Raw genomic sequence first — 17,171 nt, 5'->3', positions numbered from 1 at the left:
ATGCTTTTACCTGAATGACCGGAAATCGGTAGCAGCCAAAGGACGCTTTTCGCGTCCTTTTCTTATGAATTCACGCTCCGCCTGCTGATTTACATTCTTTGTCGATTCTTGACGTTTGTCACAAAAGATTAACGAAGAAACAAAAGTTTTTGCGCAGAAATCAAAAGTCACACCTCTCAATATCGCGCAAAGTGTCACCAAAGCACCACGATTGGTAACAAAACCTTGAACAGCTGCCCATACCGAATTTGATCACCTGGTACGTGACGTCGGCAGGGCTCACTTTTGCACGGACGGAGAGTATTGTGAATCGAATTTACAGAACGTTATGGAATGAACAAACGGGAACTTATGTTGCAGTTCCAGAGATTGCCAAGTCACGCGGCAAGCGATCGGGCTCTTCAGTAGGCACTGGCGCCAGAGGCGCCGCACCTGCGGGCGCATGGACACTTACGTTGTGTGCGCTCGCTCTAATGGGAGCTGGCCTGCTAGGTAGTGGGCAGGTGGCTTTTGCGCAGGCATTGACGGGTAGCAGCTTGGCAGTAACGGGTGATGCCGACGTTGGTGGTGATCTGACCGTCGATGGTAAGTCCACGTTGGAAGATGATCTGGATGTAAAGAAGAAGCTCACGGTTGCAGGAGCAACTTCGTTGCAGTCTGTCACGGCCCAGAACCTGGGTGTTACCGGTGCTACGACGCTTGCTGGGACCTTGAGTGTTGCGGGGCAAAGTACGCTGGGTGCGCTGACTGCGGGCACAACCACATTGTCGGGGCTGACCGTCACGGGTGGTACTACACAATTGGCCGGGCTCAATGTCACTGGTGCTACGACACTTGCTGGGTTAACCGTCAACGGATCTTCAGCATTGGGTGCAGTGACGGCTAATACCGTGACGAGTATGGGAGCCACAACGGTAGGCGGCCCACTTAGTGTTACGGGCCAGACGACACTGAATGGCGGCCTTGACGTAGCCGGTAATCAGATCACCAACGTGGGCAACGGAAACGTTGCCGCCGGAAGCACTGACGCCATAAATGCGGGGCAGGTTTATCACTTGCTGAATGAAGAAGGCAAAGGCATCAAGTATTTCCGTGCCAATTCCACCAAGCCTGATGCTCACGCGACGGGTGTGGATTCCATCGCGATCGGTCCTGACTCCGTGTCGGGTGGCACTAGTAGTTTTGCGGCCGGTCACAATGCACGCACTGGCGCTAACAATGCGGTGGCAGTGGGGGCTGATTCTGATGCTAGCGCTACAGGGGCATTGGCCGCAGGCACTGGCGCCAAAGCCAGCGGTGGTAATGCTGCAGCCATTGGTGCAGGGGCCATCGCCGAAGGCGCGAGCTCGGTTGCAGTGGGTGATGGCGCTAAAGCGTTAACGCCAACAAGCGGCAGCGACCCGGTTGCTGCGATCGCTATTGGGAAAGACAGTGTAAGTAGCGGTGCAGGCAGTACAGCTATTGGTCATCAAGCAAGTGCTTCGGGTGGTAACACCCTTGCGTTTGGAACAAGCGCAACAGCAAGTGGTGCCAACGGAATTGCCATGGGTAAGGGGGCGGTAGCAGCGGCTGAGAATAATATTTCAATCGGTAGCGCCGCAGGTCTGAGCACGAACCCCAACCTTCCAAATGATCGGTCGCACAATATTGCCATTGGTGCTCAGTCAGGACAACATGTCGATGGCCAGTTTAACGTCGCGATGGGCGACCAGGCTGGCAATGGCGTTGAGGGCAACGAAAATATTGCTTTTGGACGCAAGGCTGGTGTCGGCGTAGACGGCGACGCAAACGTCAGTATCGGCACTAATGCGAATACCGGTCGCACAGCGAACCGAGCTGTCAGTATCGGGGAAGATTCCAAGTCGGAGACCGAAGGCGTCGCGATTGGGTATTTGGCTTCCGCCGGTAATACGGGGGTTGCATTGGGGCGTCAGACAACGGCGCTAGGAACAGGAACTGCAGTTGGCCCTAACGCCCATGCGGATAGCGGTTACGTAGCTTTAGGTTTGAACTCTCGGGCCAGTCAGGCTGACGTCTCCGGAAGCAGTAAGTTCACCAATCGTCCGTTTTCGGGCAGTGCCGTTTCTGTAGGTAGTAGCGCCGCAGGAGGCGAGTTTACGCGGCGTATTGTCAATGTAGAAGATGGCGCAAATGAAACGGATGCGGTAAACGTTCGACAGTTGCAACAAGCGGTGTCGGGAATCGATCTGAGCGATATTGATTTTGCCGGGGGTGTAATCAATAACCTGCAGACTCAAATCGATCAGAATATGCAGCAATATGTCAGCATCAACGATGGCGGCACAGACAAGGGCAACAAAAACAACAATGGCGCGGTCGCGACTGACTCGATCGCTATAGGCCCAGACGCAACCACGAAGAATCGCGACGCAATTGCTATCGGGCATATGGCTGGCGCTGAAGGTGATTCTGCTGTGGTGCTTGGCCACAATATCAAAGGGCTGGGTAAGAACTCCACCACGGTCGGTAATTCGCAGTCAGAAGCGCGCCACGAAAGCGGCGTAGCTATCGGCACACATGTGATAAGTCGCGATGAAAATTCCATCGTTATTGGTAGAGACTCGTATACAGACCGTCAGGACAACGGTCCATCGGTTAAAAACTCCATTGTTATCGGTACTCAGTCTTCCTCGACGGCGGTTGAAGGTATCGTCATCGGAAAAGATTCCGTTGTTAATGCTGACAGAGGTATTGCGCAAGGTAGTGCGGCACATGCGACAGCAGCGAATGCGATGGCATTCGGTACTGGTGCGCGTGGGGCGGGTGTAGATTCGCAAGCAAGTGGCACGGGTGCAGGCAGTTACGCGGAACGTGGTATCGCGTTGGGGGCCAAGGCCCGGTCAGGTCAGGAGAACCCTAACGTGGGTGATCTGGGCAGTAATCGTGATTCCATTGCGATTGGGTCGGATTCGGTCGCTGAGATGAATAGCAGCATAGCTACAGGCAGAGAAGCCAGAGCGACTGCTAATTTTGCTCAAGCTCTTGGGTACAAGGCTCAAGCCAGCGGAGTGGAGTCAATTGCACAAGGCAGTAGTGCCCTTGCTCTGGGGCAGCAAGCTATTGCGATGGGTACAGGCGCACAGAGTACCGCTGCCAGTGCTATGGCGATGGGTACAGGGGCACAGAGCACCGCTGCCGACGCTGTTGCGATGGGTGCAGGTGCACATAGCACTGCCGCCGGTGCGGTTGCAATCGGGCGGGGCGCAACTGCAGAAAATGGACGTTCGGTCGCTCTGGGTGACGGTGCTGCAACAGATGGTCCAGTAGGCACTACAAATGCAACCCTTAACAATCTAACCTATGGCAACTTCGCAGGTACTGCGCCCATTGCTACGGTCAGTGTTGGAACGGCAGGCGAGAAACGCACCATCACCAATGTTGCTGCTGGCAGGATCAGCGGCACAAGTACCGATGCCATAAATGGTAGTCAGCTTTACGCCACAAATTCCGTGCTGGGGAATGTTGCCAATACAACGAAAGGGATTTTGGGTGGCAACGCGAAGCTGACCCCGAACGGCAGCCTGACCATGACCAATATTGGTAACACCGGTGAAGACAATGTTCACGACGCCATCCAGTACGCAGCGCAAGGCTGGAATCTTTCCACCAACAGCGGAGTCGCTAGCACTGTAGCGCCTGGTGGCGATGTTGACCTGGCGAATACCGATGGCAATATTAAGATTGCCCAGGCAGGTGGGAATGTTCAGTTCAATCTGGCCGATGACGTGAAGGTAAAAAATGATCTGACGGTAGGTGGTGACACGGCTATTACTGGCAACACCACCATCGCCGGCATGACCAAACTGAACGGCGGTGCAACCATCAGCAACAGTCTGTCGGTTAACCCGAATACCAATGTGAACTTCGGCGGCAACAAGATCACCAATGTGGCGGCGGGTACTGCCGACACTGACGCGGTCAATGTAAGCCAGCTCAACACGGTGAAGAACACACCCATCACGTTTGCCGGTAACGCGGGCAGCGTCGACCGCAAGTTGGGCGAAACTCAGATCATACGCGGATCGCTGGCCAACACCGCCGCTGCCTCGTCGGACAACATTCGCACGCAGGTCAATGCGGCGGGCGATATGGAAATTTTGCTGGCCAAAAACCTGACGGCTGACAGCCTGAGCATCAATAACGGTGGTCCGGTAATCAACAACACCGGCATCAACATGGGCGGCAAAAAGATCACCAACCTTGCCAAGGGCACAGACGGCACGGACGCGGTCAACGTTGATCAGCTGACTGAAGTGAGCGACGTGGCCAACAAGGGCTGGGATCTTTCCACCAACAACGGGGTCGCTAGCAATGTGGCGCCTGGTGGCAAGGTTGACCTGGCGAATACCGATGGCAATATTAAGATTGCCCAGGCAGGTGGGAATGTTCAGTTTAACCTGGCCGATGACGTGAAGGTGAAAAATGATCTGACGGTAGGTGGTGACACCACTATCGCCGGCATGACCAATATGAACGGCGGCGCAACCATCAGCAATAGCCTGACGGTCAACCCGAATACCAATGTGAACTTCGGCGGCAACAAGATCACCAATGTGGCGGCGGGTACTGCCGACACTGATGGGGTCAACGTAAGTCAGCTCAACACGCTGGCCAACAAACCGCTGACGTTCAAGGCTGACGCGGGGGCTGATCTCGAACGCAGGCTTGGTGACTCGGTTGCCATCAATGGTGCAGACAGCAATATCTCCACGACCACCACGCCAGAGGGTGTGGATATTGCTCTGGCGAAAGACTTGAAGCTTGGGCCTGCGGGCAGTGTGACCATGGGCAATACCCTGGTCAATAACGCAGGGCTGACCATTACGGGCGGGCCAAGCGTAACGGTGGGCGGAATTCACGCGGGTGATAAGAAAATCACCAACGTGACTGCAGGTACAGCTCCGACCGACGCGGTCAACGTGAGCCAGCTCACAGATCAGGATACGGCCCTGACGACCAAGGGTCTGGATTTTTCCGGTAACACAGGTGCCGATGTTCATCGTGATCTGGGTACCAAGCTTGCCATCAAGGGTGATGCCACCACAGCGAGCACGTACAGCGGTGCTAACCTCAAGACCGTGACTGACCCAGCCAACGGTGCCATCAACATCCAGATGGCTGAAGCACCTGAGTTCAAGGCTGTCACCACCAACGATCTGACGGTTAACAACAACCTGTCGGTCAAAAACGGTGCCACCATTAACATGGGTGGCAACAAGATTACCAATGTCGCCGCCGGTACCGACAAGACAGACGCCGTTAACGTGGGGCAATTGGATAATGTCTCTGATGTAGCCAACGCGGGCTGGAATGTAAGTTCCAATAGCGGTACCACGACGAACAACATCGGCCCCAATGGCAAAGTTGATTTCCGTGGTGACAGCAACGTCACAATCGCCCAAACTGGTGCAGACGATGATGCTGCACTCCAGGTTAAGTTGAACCCGGATTTGGCTGTCACTTCAGTGACCACAGGCAATACGGTGATGAACACCGGTGGTATTACGGTTAATGGCGGTGCCAACGGTCCTATCACCTTGACCAATGATGGCCTGAAAGCGGGCACGGTAGTCGTGTCGGCGGCAACGGGTATTAACGCCGGCGATAAAAAGATCACTAACGTGACTGCAGGCGTTGCCGATACTGACGCGGTTAACGTAAGCCAGCTCAAAAATCAGGATACGGCCCTGACGACCAAGGGTCTGGATTTTGCCGGTAACACAGGTGTCGATGTTCATCGTGATCTGGGTACCACGCTTGCCATCAAGGGTGATGCCACTACAGCGGACACATACAGCGGTGCTAACCTCAAGACGGTAACTGACCCAGCCAATGGAGCGATCAACATCCAGATGGCTGAAGCACCTGAGTTCAAGGCTGTCACCACCAACGACCTGACGGTCAACAACAACCTGTCAGTTAAGAACGGTGCCACCATCAACATGGGCCACAACAAGATCACCAATGTTGCAGCCGGCACCGACAAGACAGACGCCGTCAACCTGGGGCAATTGGATGATGTATCGGATGTGGCCAACGCAGGCTGGCATCTGACCGCCAATGGCGCATCGTCCACTAACGTGAAGCCTACCGAGACGGTTGACCTCACCAACGCCACCGACAACAACATTGTTGTCAGCAAGGGTACGGAGACCAACCCCCACCAGGTGCGCTTTGGCTTGGCAGATAACGTCACCATTGCCAATAACCTGAAAGTGGGCGGCAACTCGGAAGTTGCCGGCAATGCAACGATTGGCGGTAACACCTCAATCGGTGGCAGCGCAAGCATTGCGGGCGCCATGAGTGTGGCCGGAGCGAGCCATCTTGCGGGCGGGGCAACCATCAGCGAAAAGCTAATCGTTAGCCCTAACACCGACATCAACATGGGTGGCAACAAAGTCCATGGCGTGGCTGCAGGTACTGCCGACACTGACGGGGTCAACGTAAGCCAACTCAATACGCTGGCCAACAAACCGCTGACATTCAAGGCTGATGCAGGGGCTGATCTCGACCGTAAGCTGGGCGAAACAGTTGCCATCAAGGGTGCAGACAGCAATATCTCCACGGCTACCACGCCAGATGGCGTGAACATTGCACTGGCGAAAAATCTGAATCTTGGGCCAACGGGCAGCGTGCAGATGGGCAATACGCTGGTCGATAACAATGGGTTGACCATTGCAGGCGGGCCGAGTGTCACGTTGACAGGAGGTGTGAACGCGGGCGGTAAAGTCATCAGCAACGTTGCGCCAGGCGTAGCGGGCACTGACGGCGTTAACGTCAACCAGCTCAAGGACGTCGACGCGACAGCCAATAAAGGCTGGCATCTGACGGCTACGGGCGCCAACAGCAGTAACGTCAAGCCTGATGGCAAGGTAGACCTGTCCCCCACAGACGGCAATATCGTCATTACGAAGGTGGCCACTGATAACGACATCAAGTTTGCGCTGGCTGACGACCTGAATCTGGGTACCGTCAATGTCAACAAAAACCTGACGGTCAAGGGCGACACCAACCTGGGCGATACGTTCTACGTGACGCCTGGCGCGATCAATGTGGCACCTGCTACCACCATCAACATGGGTGGCAACAAGATCACCAACGTGGCCAAAGCCGAGAACAACGGCGAAGTTGTGGTCTACGAGCAGCTTGGTGAGCTGGACGACACGCTGACGAAAAAAGGCATGAACTTTTCCGGTAACAGAGGTGCCGATGTGCATCGCGATCTGGGTACCACGCTTGCCATTAAAGGTGTAGCTTCGACAGCGGGTGCCTACACGGGTGCCAATATCAGAACGGTGACCGACCCGGCATCAGGTGCGATCAACATTCTGATGGCCAAGGCCCCTGTGTTCGATGCGGTTACCACCGAAGATCTGACAGTTAACCAAAATCTGACAGTCAAGAAGGGTGCCAAAATCGACATGGGTGGCAACAAGATCACCAATGTCAAAGCGGGTACTAACAAGTTGGACGCGGTCAACTTCGGTCAGCTCAAAAAAGTCGACGAAACGGCAAACAAAGGCTGGCATTTGACGGCTACGGGCGCCAACAGCAGCAACGTTAAGCCTGATGGCAAGGTTGACTTGTCGCCGACAGACGGCAACATCGTCATTACGAAGGTGGCCACTGATAACGACATCAAGTTTGCGCTGGCTGATGACCTGAATTTGGGTACCGTCAATGTCAACAAAAACCTGACAGTTAAAGGCGACACCAACCTGGGCGATACGTTCTACGTGACGCCTGGCGCAATCAATGTGGCACCTGCTACCACCATCAACATGGGTGGCAACAAGATCACCAACGTGGCCAAAGCCGAGAACAACGGTGAGGTTGTGGTCTACGAACAGCTTGGTGAGCTGGACGACACGCTGACGAAAAAAGGGATGAACTTTGCCGGTAACAAAGGTGCTGATGTGCATCGCGATCTGGGTACCACGCTTGCCATTAAAGGTGTAGCTTCGACAGCAGGTGGCTACAGCGGGGCCAACATCAAGACGGTGACTGATCCAGCAACAGGTGCGATCAATATCCGGATGGCTAAGGCACCTGTGTTCGATGCGGTTACCACCGAAGGTCTGACAGTCAACCAAAACTTGACAGTCAAGAACGGTGCCACGATCAACATGGGCGGCAACAAAGTAACTAATGTTGCAGCCGGTACCGACAAGACGGACGCCGTTAACCTGGGGCAATTAGATGATGTGTCTGATGTAGCCAACGCAGGCTGGCATCTGACAGCCAATGGTGCGGATTCGACCAACGTCAAGCCTTCCGACAAGGTTGATCTGACCAACGCCACCGACAACAACATTGTTGTCAGCAAAGGCCCGGCTACCGATCCGCACCAGGTACGTTTTGGTCTGGCGGACAACGTCACCATTGCCAACAACCTGACGGTCACCAACAACGCCAACGTAGGCGGTGCGCTTAACGTCACTGGTCTGGCTTCGTTGAGTGGCGGTGCGCATATCAGCAAAGAGCTGATCGTCAGCCCTAACACCGACATCAACATGGGCGGCAACAAAGTCCATGGTGTGGATGCGGGTACGGCCGATACAGACGCGGTCAACGTAAGTCAGCTCAACACGCTGGCGAACAAGCCGCTAACGTTCAAGGCTGATGCGGGTGCCGATCTGAATCGCAAGCTGGGCGAAACGGTTGCCATCACGGGCGCAGACAGCAATATCTCCACCACAACCAACCCAGATGGTCTGAGCATTGCACTGTCGAAAAACCTGGATCTGGGCGTTGCAGGCAGTGTGCAGATGGGCGATACGCTGATCAACGGCACTGGCTTGACGCTACTGGGTGGCCCGAGCATCACTTTGGCAGGCATCAACGCAGGAAATAAAGTCATCACCAACGTTGCGCCAGGCGTAGCGGGCACGGATGCCGTTAACGTCAACCAGCTCACCAAAGTCGACGAAACAGCAAACAAGGGCTGGCATGTTTCGGCTTCTGGGGCCAACAGCAGCAACGTTAAACCAGATGGCAAGGTTGATCTTTTATCCACAGACGGCAATATGGTCATCGAGAAGCTGGCCACCGATCACGACATCAAGTTTGCCTTGGCTGACAGTCTTGAGTTGGGAACCGTCAACATCAGCAAGAACCTGACGGTCAAAGGCGACACCAACCTGGGCGATACGTTCTACGTAACGCCTGGCGCAATCAACGTGGCTGGCGGCACCACCATCAACATGGGTGGCAACAAGATCACCAACGTGGCCAAAGCTGAAAACAACGGCGACGTGGTGGTGTACGAGCAGCTTGGTGAGCTGGATGACGCAGTGACGACCAAAGGTCTGAATTTTGCAGGCAACGAAGGCGCTGATGTTCATCGCGACCTGGGCTCCACGCTTGCCATTCAGGGCGAAGCGACGACGGCAGGTGCCTACAGCGGTGCCAACCTCAAGACGGTGACCGACCCGGTAACGGGGGCGATCAACATCCAGATGGCTGAAGCGCCTGAGTTCAAGGCCGTCGTTACCAACGATCTGACGGTTAACAAAAGCCTGATGATCAAGCACGGTGCCACCATCAACATGGGCGGCAACAAGGTAACCAATGTTGCCGCCGGTACCGACAAAACGGACGCCGTCAACGTCGGCCAGCTGGATGATGTTTCCGAAGTGGCTAACCGAGGCTGGAATCTGAAGGCTGATGGCAAAAACGAAAGCAATGTTGCTCCGGGTGGCACAGTTGATCTGGCCAATACCGACAAGAACATTGTGATCGAGAAAGATGCGACCGATCCGAATAAAGTCTTGTTCAATCTGGCGCGTGAAATCAGCATCGACCAGGTCACCACGGGCAATACGGTCATGAACACCGAGGGCATTACCATTGCCGGCGGTCCTAATGGCCCGATCTCTCTGACCAACCAGGGCCTGACAGCAGGCAGCGTGATCATCTCGTCGATCAGCGGCATTAATGCCGGTGGCCACAAGATCACCAACGTTGCGGCTGGCACGGCCCTGACCGATGCCGTCAACGTTAGCCAGCTTAAGGACGTTCAGCAGAACGTGGACAACTTGGGTGATCGCGCCGTGAAGTATGACGGCAAGGCAGGTGATCCGAAAAACCAGATCACGCTAGAAGGCACCAAGTCGATGGACGGTGGCAAAACCGGTGGTACGACCATCTCCAATCTGGCTCAGGGCGAAGTGTCCAAGAACAGTACGGAGGCCATTAACGGTAGCCAGTTGCATGACATGGGTGAGCAAGTGGCCGGTTCGCTGGGCGGCAATTCGAAGTTCGTGGGTGGCAAGCTGGTGACTGAGCTGAACGTGGGCGGTAACAGTTATAACAACGTCAACGACGCACTCGTTGGGCTGAATACCGATCTCGAAAATGTCAGCAATGTAGCCAATGCCGGCTGGAACGTGCAGACCAACGGTGGCGACGCCAGCAAGGTTGCACCGGGCAAGACCGTCAACTTCAAAGATGGGCAGAACATCAAGATTACAAATGATGGGTTGAACATCATCGTTTCCACTGCCGATGACATCACCGTCAAGTCAGTGACCGCAACCAAGGTAACTGCCGAGGAAGTGGCCATCAAGGACGGCCCGACCATCAACAAGGGCGGCATTGATATGCATGACAAACGCATCACCAATCTTGCCGCCGGGGTGGACGACCAGGATGCGGTCAACGTCAGCCAGTTGAACAAGGCTACAGGCGACCTGAACAGCAGGGTCGACAACCTGAGTGGCAAGGTCAACCAAGTAGATAACCGCGCAAGCGCTGGTATTGCGGCGGCTCTGGCTACGGCAGGCCTGCCTCAGGCTTATCTGCCAGGCAAGAGCATGTTCAGTGTGGCGGGCGGCACGTGGCGCGGTGAAACTGGCTACGCCATGGGTCTGTCGACGGTGTCTGACAACGGTAAGTGGGTCGTCAAGGGCAGCGCCACCAGCTCATCACGTGGTGACTACGGCGGCTCGGTCGGCGTGGGCTACCAGTGGTAAGCGTGCGTCCCTAACACTCTGTGAGCACCCCGCCGGTCGCGTGCCGGCGGGGTTGGCAACCCTAGGAAAAAAATCAAATGTTCAAATCACTGAAAACCTTCACACGTCGTACGAGTGGTGTACTGCTCGTTCTAACCCTTGCTGCATGCGGCAGCCTGAGCAAAGTCAGCGAACACGGCACGACCGACAATCCCGTCTGGCCTGATGCGACAAAGGCCAGCTTCGATGTGGGTTCATATCCCACACTTGATAGCCTGCGCCTTGTCGCGCCCGGCATGACCAAAGACCAGTTGTATAACCTTCTTGGACGCCCGCATTTTGCAGAAGGCCTGGTCGGTGTGCGCGAGTGGGACTACCTGTTTCACTTCAGAACCCCACAAGGCGACGTCACGTGTCAGTACAAAATTCTTTTTGACAACGACAAACGTGCACAGAGCTTTTTCTGGCAGCCCGAGTCCTGCGCCTCGATTCTTGGAGGTGGGCAGCCAGAACCTCAAACCTTCTCACTGAACGGTGATGTGCTGTTTGCATTCGGTAGCGCTACGCTCACCGCCGCCGGTCAGAACGAGGTGGCGCGTGTAGCAACGGCGCTGGGCAACGCTGGCAAGTCGTCAGTTGAGGTTGTGGGTCACACCGACTACATCGGCAGCGACACTAGCAATATGGTGCTGTCGCAGCGCCGTGCACAAGCGGTGCGCGAATCGCTGGTGGGCAACGGTGTGCCAGCCAACGTGATCACGGCCCGCGGCGCAGGTGAGACTCAGCCCGTCGTGCACTGCAACGAAGGCCCGCGTGCCGAGTTGATCGCCTGCCTGCAACCTAACCGCCGCGTCGACATCACCGCTACAGCGCGCCGTTAAGCACCCCTGGAATCAATTACTCCTATTTAGAGAGAGTCATATGAAACGCACTTTATTCTTTCCAGCACTGATCGCAACTGCCGTTTTGCTGGCTGGCTGCGAAACAACGGCGCCTGCACAAAAGGCCGCCGCTGCCAATAACGCCACCGTAGCGGCCGCACAGCCCGCTGCCTCGCAGCAGGCGCAGGCAACGCAAGTGTTCTTTCGCCTGGCGCAAACCGAATCGGCCGAGGGGCTGAGCGAATTGCAGTTGTCTGATGGTTCGCTGTGGGTCTTGCCTCAACCCGTATTAAGCCGGGCAGATCTGGCTAGTGTCGAACCGCTACAGACCAAGCAAGGCCAGGCCCTTGTGCGCTTTGGGTTTAATCAGGAAGGCGCCCGCAAGCTCTCCGAGTTGAGCCGTCGTTATCAGGGCAAGTTAATGGTGGTGACCATTGCAGATAACCTGGTGGCAGTACCTCGTATTAGCGAACCGCTGACGCAGGGGGCGATGGTTGTATCGGTTGCCAGCAGTGAGCAGGCCATGGCGATTGCACGTGCCGTCGCTGGCCCAGGCAGCAACACGCAGTAAATTCAGGCACCCAGGACATGTAGAAGAAACATGCAGTAAATTCAGACGCTCACTGCTTGTTAAAAATACATGCACTAAATGCAGGGCTCTGAATCATGTTGCCGTAGCACTAGCAACAACAGACATTGTGTAAAGTGAGGTATCAGCGAAAGCTGGTACCTGCTCCTGGGCGTACCTCTCTCAACCTGCCGAGGCAACACGGTCGCACGGGGTCAAGGGTTTTTGTGGCATCGCAACGCAGTATGATCAGATATCCACATCCTGATCAAAGCAACCCGACGCATGAACCCTTCTGAATCCAGCAACGGCCACCACCCCAGCTCTGCCGCCGCTGCCAACGCCGTGCGTAGTGTCGACGCTGCCACTGAAGCCGGAGTCCAACCTGTAGCAGAAATCGATGGTGGGTTCGTCGCAGAGCAGGGTGCAGGCGGAGCCATTGAGGCCGAAGTCGATGAGCGCAAAGGCGCCGTCTTGGGTACAGCAGTAAGCCGAGGCCCTGGCGGTCAGATCCTTCTTGGTATCAGCCTCATGCTGATTGCTTTCAATCTGCGCCCCTTGTTTTCCAGTCTCTCCGTACTTTTGCCTGATCTCATCGATCGCACGTCACTGTCAGCGGCCAGCGCTGGTTATCTCACGACCTTGCCTGTTCTTTGTCTGGGAATCTTTGCGCCATTGGCGCCACGGCTTTCTCAACGGATAGGGCCCGAGCGCAGTCTGTTGCTGGCTCTGCTTTTTCTTGTGGCCGGCACCGCCTTGCGCGGTATGGGTGATATGTATGCCCTGTTCTTGGGTTCAGCCCTGGCCGGGGCCGCCATCGCTACCGGCAATGTCTTGTTGCCCAGCGTGGTCAAGCGCGATTTCCCGCATCGCGCGGCACTTATGACAGGGGTTTACACCATGGCGCTTTGCGGGGGCGCCGCAGCGGCGGCGGCCTTTACGCTACCGTTTGCTCATTTTTTTGGTAATTCTTGGGAAGCTGGCCTCGCCGTCTGGGCTGTTCCGGCTGCCATCGTATTGCTTGTCTGGGCACCCCAGGCGCTGCGTGCCACAGTCATTCCCCGGCATAGCCGACGCACAGTCAGTGGCCTGACGCGAGACCCTTTGGCCTGGCAGGTTACGTTTTTTATGGGGCTGCAATCGGCTCTGGCTTACTGCGTGCTGGGCTGGATGGCGCCGATTCTACGCAGCAGGGGGTTGGATGGCATTGACGCCGGGTTCATGCTGTCCATGTCGGTCATGGTGCAGGTAGCAACCTGTCTGCTCATGCCACCGCTGGCAGTGCGTTTTCGCGACCAACGCCTGACCAATGCGTTGTTGGCGCTGGTGGCATCTCTGTCACTGATTATGTTGCTGTTTGCCCCCGTGTCGACGCTATGGTTCTGGGCATTGCTGCAAGGCATAGGGCAGGGTGGTTTGTTTGCCATGGCCATGACGGTTATCGTGCTGCGCGCTTCTGATTCACACGTAGCGGCTCATCTTTCGGGCATGGCGCAAGGTGTGGGCTATGTGCTGGCTGCCGTGGGCCCGCTGCTGGTTGGCGTGCTGCACAGTCTGTCAGGCGGGTATGAGGCTTCAGCGTGGCTGTTTGGAGCGCTGGGTCTGGCCGCTGCCTTCAATGGCTGGGGTGCCGGCCGCGCCGAGCTGGTCAAGGCGCGCAGTGCGGCGATTGACGCCTAGTTACAAAGCCTGTTTGTGTTTCGTTGTAAATGTCGGGCAGGTCTTGAGGACACCCGCAATGGTCAAGGAATGATGCAAGGCAGCGGCGCCTGATGGAGCTGGCGCGCGCACTGGCCGGACAACCGCAGGTGCTGCTGGGTGAAACACTGGCGGGGTGATCACTCAGAGCATCGTCTGCAAAGTAATGCCATCGCCATATGCTAAACGGGTGCACATGGCGTATGCGGGGTTGCTGCCGTACCGCTCAGCCAGCGCGCAAGGTATCCCCCCTTGAACTGGATCGAGGTGACGACGTATAATCCAGGCAGACGAGGCCGCGCCTCGTTTTATTGCGTAATATCAATAGTGTTTAGCTATTACGATGATAAAATTAATCAATTTTACAAATGACTGGGCTGTCCCTATACTGGTTCCATGCTCTTTTGTTCAACTCTCAAAAAGGAAACTTCATGTCTCTGGTCAACACCACAATCAAACCTTTTAAAGCTACTGCATTTCACAATGGCAAGTTTGTAGAAGTCAGCAATGAAAGCATCGCCGGTAAATGGTCGGTCTTTGTTTTCTACCCTGCAGACTTTACGTTTGTTTGCCCAACTGAGCTCGAAGATCTGGCTGAAAACTACGAACAATTCCAGAAAATGGGCGTCGAGGTGTACAGCATCTCCACTGACACTCACTTTTCGCACAAAGCATGGCACGACACATCCGAAGCCATCGGCAAGGTGCAGTACCCCATGATTGCTGACCCAACCCAGCAACTGTCGCGCAACTTCGAAGTGCTTATCGAAGAAGAAGGCATTGCACTGCGCGGTACTTTCGTCATCAACCCTGAAGGCGAAATCAAGGTAATGGAAGTTCACGATAACGGCATTGGCCGCGTTGCTTCCGAACTGCTGCGCAAAGTAAAGGCTGCACAGTACATTGCCGCTCACCCCGGCGAAGTGTGCCCCGCCAAATGGGAAGAAGGCGCCAAAACGCTGACCCCCTCGCTTGATCTGGTTGGCAAAATCTAATTTTGCGACCGCACTTGCGATAAGCAGGTAAGTACATAAAACGCGCCGCGCATGGGCCAGAAGCCCGCGCGGCCACCATAAACCCTCTTATCCTGAAGGTAGGCAAAATTATGTTGGACGAAAATATCAAATCGCAGTTGAAATCCTACATGGGGATGATTGTTCAGCCTATTGAACTCATCGCTCATCTCGACGACAGCGCCAAGTCGGCGGAGCTGCGCGAGCTGTTGACTGAAATCGAACTGATGTCCGACAAAATCAGCCTGGTGGAGCAGCCTGAGGGCAGCGAACGTACACCTTCCTTTGATATCCGTCGCAGCGGCACTGATATCAGTGTGTGCTTTGCAGGCATCCCCATGGGCCACGAATTTACGTCGCTCGTGCTGGCGCTGCTGCAGGTGGGCGGCCACCCCATAAAGCTTGATGAATCCGTTGTCGAACAAATTAAAAATCTCGATGGCGACTATCTGTTCGAAACATTTTTCTCGTTGTCGTGCCAGAACTGCCCCGATGTGGTGCAGGCACTCAATACCATGTCGGTCATTAACCCTCGCATCCGCCACGTGGCCATCGATGGGGCACTGTTCCAGAACGAAGTTGAGGCGCGGCAGATCATGTCGGTACCCTCCTTGTTCCTTAATGGTGAAGCATTCTGGCAGGGTCGTGCTGGCGTAGAAGAGTTGCTGTCCAAGCTAGACACCGGTGCAGCCAGTCGCAAGGCTGAAGAACTCAGCAAAAAAGACCCTTACGACGTACTTATCGTGGGTGGCGGGCCTGCAGGTGCTGCGGCAGCCATTTATGCTGCTCGCAAAGGCATCCGTACTGGTATCGTCGCTGAGCGTTTTGGCGGGCAGGTGCTTGACACCATGTCTATTGAAAACTTTATTTCAGTGCAAGAAACCGACGGCCCCAAATTTGCGGCGGCGCTTGAGCAACACGTCAATGTCTACGGCGTTGACATTATGAATGTGCAGCGCGCCGAGCAACTGGTACCCGGCGAAGGCCTAATTGAAGTCAAACTTGAAAGCGGCGGCTCACTCAAAGGTAAGACGGTAATTTTGTCTACGGGTGCTCGCTGGCGCCAAATTAACGTACCGGGCGAAGACCAATACCGCAACGCCGGGGTGGCATATTGCCCGCACTGTGATGGCCCGCTGTTCAAAGGCAAAGATGTTGCCGTTATTGGCGGTGGAAACTCCGGTGTTGAGGCTGCCATTGATCTGGCTGGTCTGGTTAAGCACGTTACCGTCATTGAGTTCGGTGACGCGCTGCGTGCCGACGCCGTATTGCAGCGTAAGCTGCTCAGTATGAAAAACGTCACCATTATCACTTCGGCGCAAACCACCGAAATTCATGGTGATGGCAAAAAAGTTACCGGGCTTAGCTACAAAGACCGCCTGACTGATGAAATGAAGCAAATCGATCTTGACGGCGTGTTTATCCAGATCGGTTTGGTGCCTAATACTGAGTGGCTTAAAGATACCGTAGCGCTGTCGCGCTTTGGTGAAATTGAAATCGACGCCAGAGGCCAAACCTCGATACCAGGCGTGTTTGCAGCAGGTGACTGCACCACCGTACCATTTAAGCAGATTATTATTTCTGCAGGCGACGGTGCCAAGGCAGCACTTAGCGCCTTTGATCATTTGATCCGCACCTCGGTGACAGAAACCGAAGACTCTGTCACAAACGAAGTCGTATCGGCCTGATCAGAGGCAATACGCGGCAGGCAGTATTCGTGTTGTAGAAACAGGTCGGCGCAGTCATTCTGCGCCGGCTTTTTTCGTTGGCGGCCTGAATCTGATGGAGTACGTCAACAGAGACACATTCATTCTTGCCGATCTTACCGCTGGTTTTTCGCCTGCCACATACGCCGCTTCGTGCATACAAAGCGCTTCTGGCCCCGTCTTTATCAGCACGCAGGAACACGGCTTGCTTCCTGGGCCATGCCGTTGCAATCAGTTCCGCTGAAACTGGCTCGACAGCGTGTACATTCCGTTGCAATGCGTTTAGAGTCTCTCTCTACAATAAAGACGCGTCATAGGGCGTGTTGGCGCCT

General features: G+C 55.3%; 6 protein-coding genes. All 6 read left to right on the top strand.

Features of this window, described 5'->3' with window-relative positions; genetic code table 11:
• The first annotated feature begins 305 nt into the window (after positions 1-305).
• The 6 genes from FQ179_RS13000 to ahpF all read left to right on the top strand — a co-directional run bounded on the left by FQ179_RS13000 (position 306) and on the right by ahpF (position 16,821).
• Positions 306-10,994, top strand: a complete 10,689-nt coding sequence (locus tag FQ179_RS13000; protein ID WP_149397761.1) for a YadA-like family protein — start codon at positions 306-308, stop codon at positions 10,992-10,994.
• Between the two features lie 77 nt (positions 10,995-11,071).
• A complete protein-coding gene (locus FQ179_RS12995) occupies positions 11,072-11,854 on the top strand; it encodes an OmpA family protein (RefSeq protein WP_149397760.1) in 783 nt (260 codons plus the stop codon).
• A gap of 40 nt (positions 11,855-11,894) precedes the next feature.
• The gene (locus tag FQ179_RS12990) at positions 11,895-12,425 is read left to right on the top strand and encodes a preprotein translocase subunit SecD (RefSeq protein WP_149397759.1); all 531 of its coding nucleotides are present in this window, start codon (positions 11,895-11,897) and stop codon (positions 12,423-12,425) included.
• 282 nt (positions 12,426-12,707) lie between these two features.
• Positions 12,708-14,102 carry an MFS transporter gene (locus FQ179_RS12985; RefSeq protein WP_149397758.1) on the top strand — a complete coding sequence of 465 codons (1,395 nt, stop codon included), beginning with the start codon at positions 12,708-12,710 and terminating at the stop codon, positions 14,100-14,102.
• A gap of 449 nt (positions 14,103-14,551) precedes the next feature.
• Positions 14,552-15,115, top strand: coding sequence for an alkyl hydroperoxide reductase subunit C (gene ahpC / locus FQ179_RS12980; protein ID WP_149397757.1), 564 nt, complete (start codon positions 14,552-14,554; stop codon positions 15,113-15,115).
• A gap of 110 nt (positions 15,116-15,225) precedes the next feature.
• Complete coding sequence (ahpF, locus tag FQ179_RS12975; RefSeq protein WP_149397756.1) at positions 15,226-16,821, top strand: alkyl hydroperoxide reductase subunit F; 1,596 nt, start codon at positions 15,226-15,228, stop codon at positions 16,819-16,821.
• Positions 16,822-17,171: the final 350 nt, after the last annotated feature.

The sequence above is a fragment of the Pusillimonas sp. ANT_WB101 genome (assembly GCF_008369125.1).
In the GTDB taxonomy this organism is placed as follows: Bacteria; Pseudomonadota; Gammaproteobacteria; order Burkholderiales; family Burkholderiaceae_B; genus Allopusillimonas.
The sequence above is the reverse complement of the archived record's forward strand: the minus strand, read 5'-3'. Positions and strand labels throughout refer to the sequence as shown.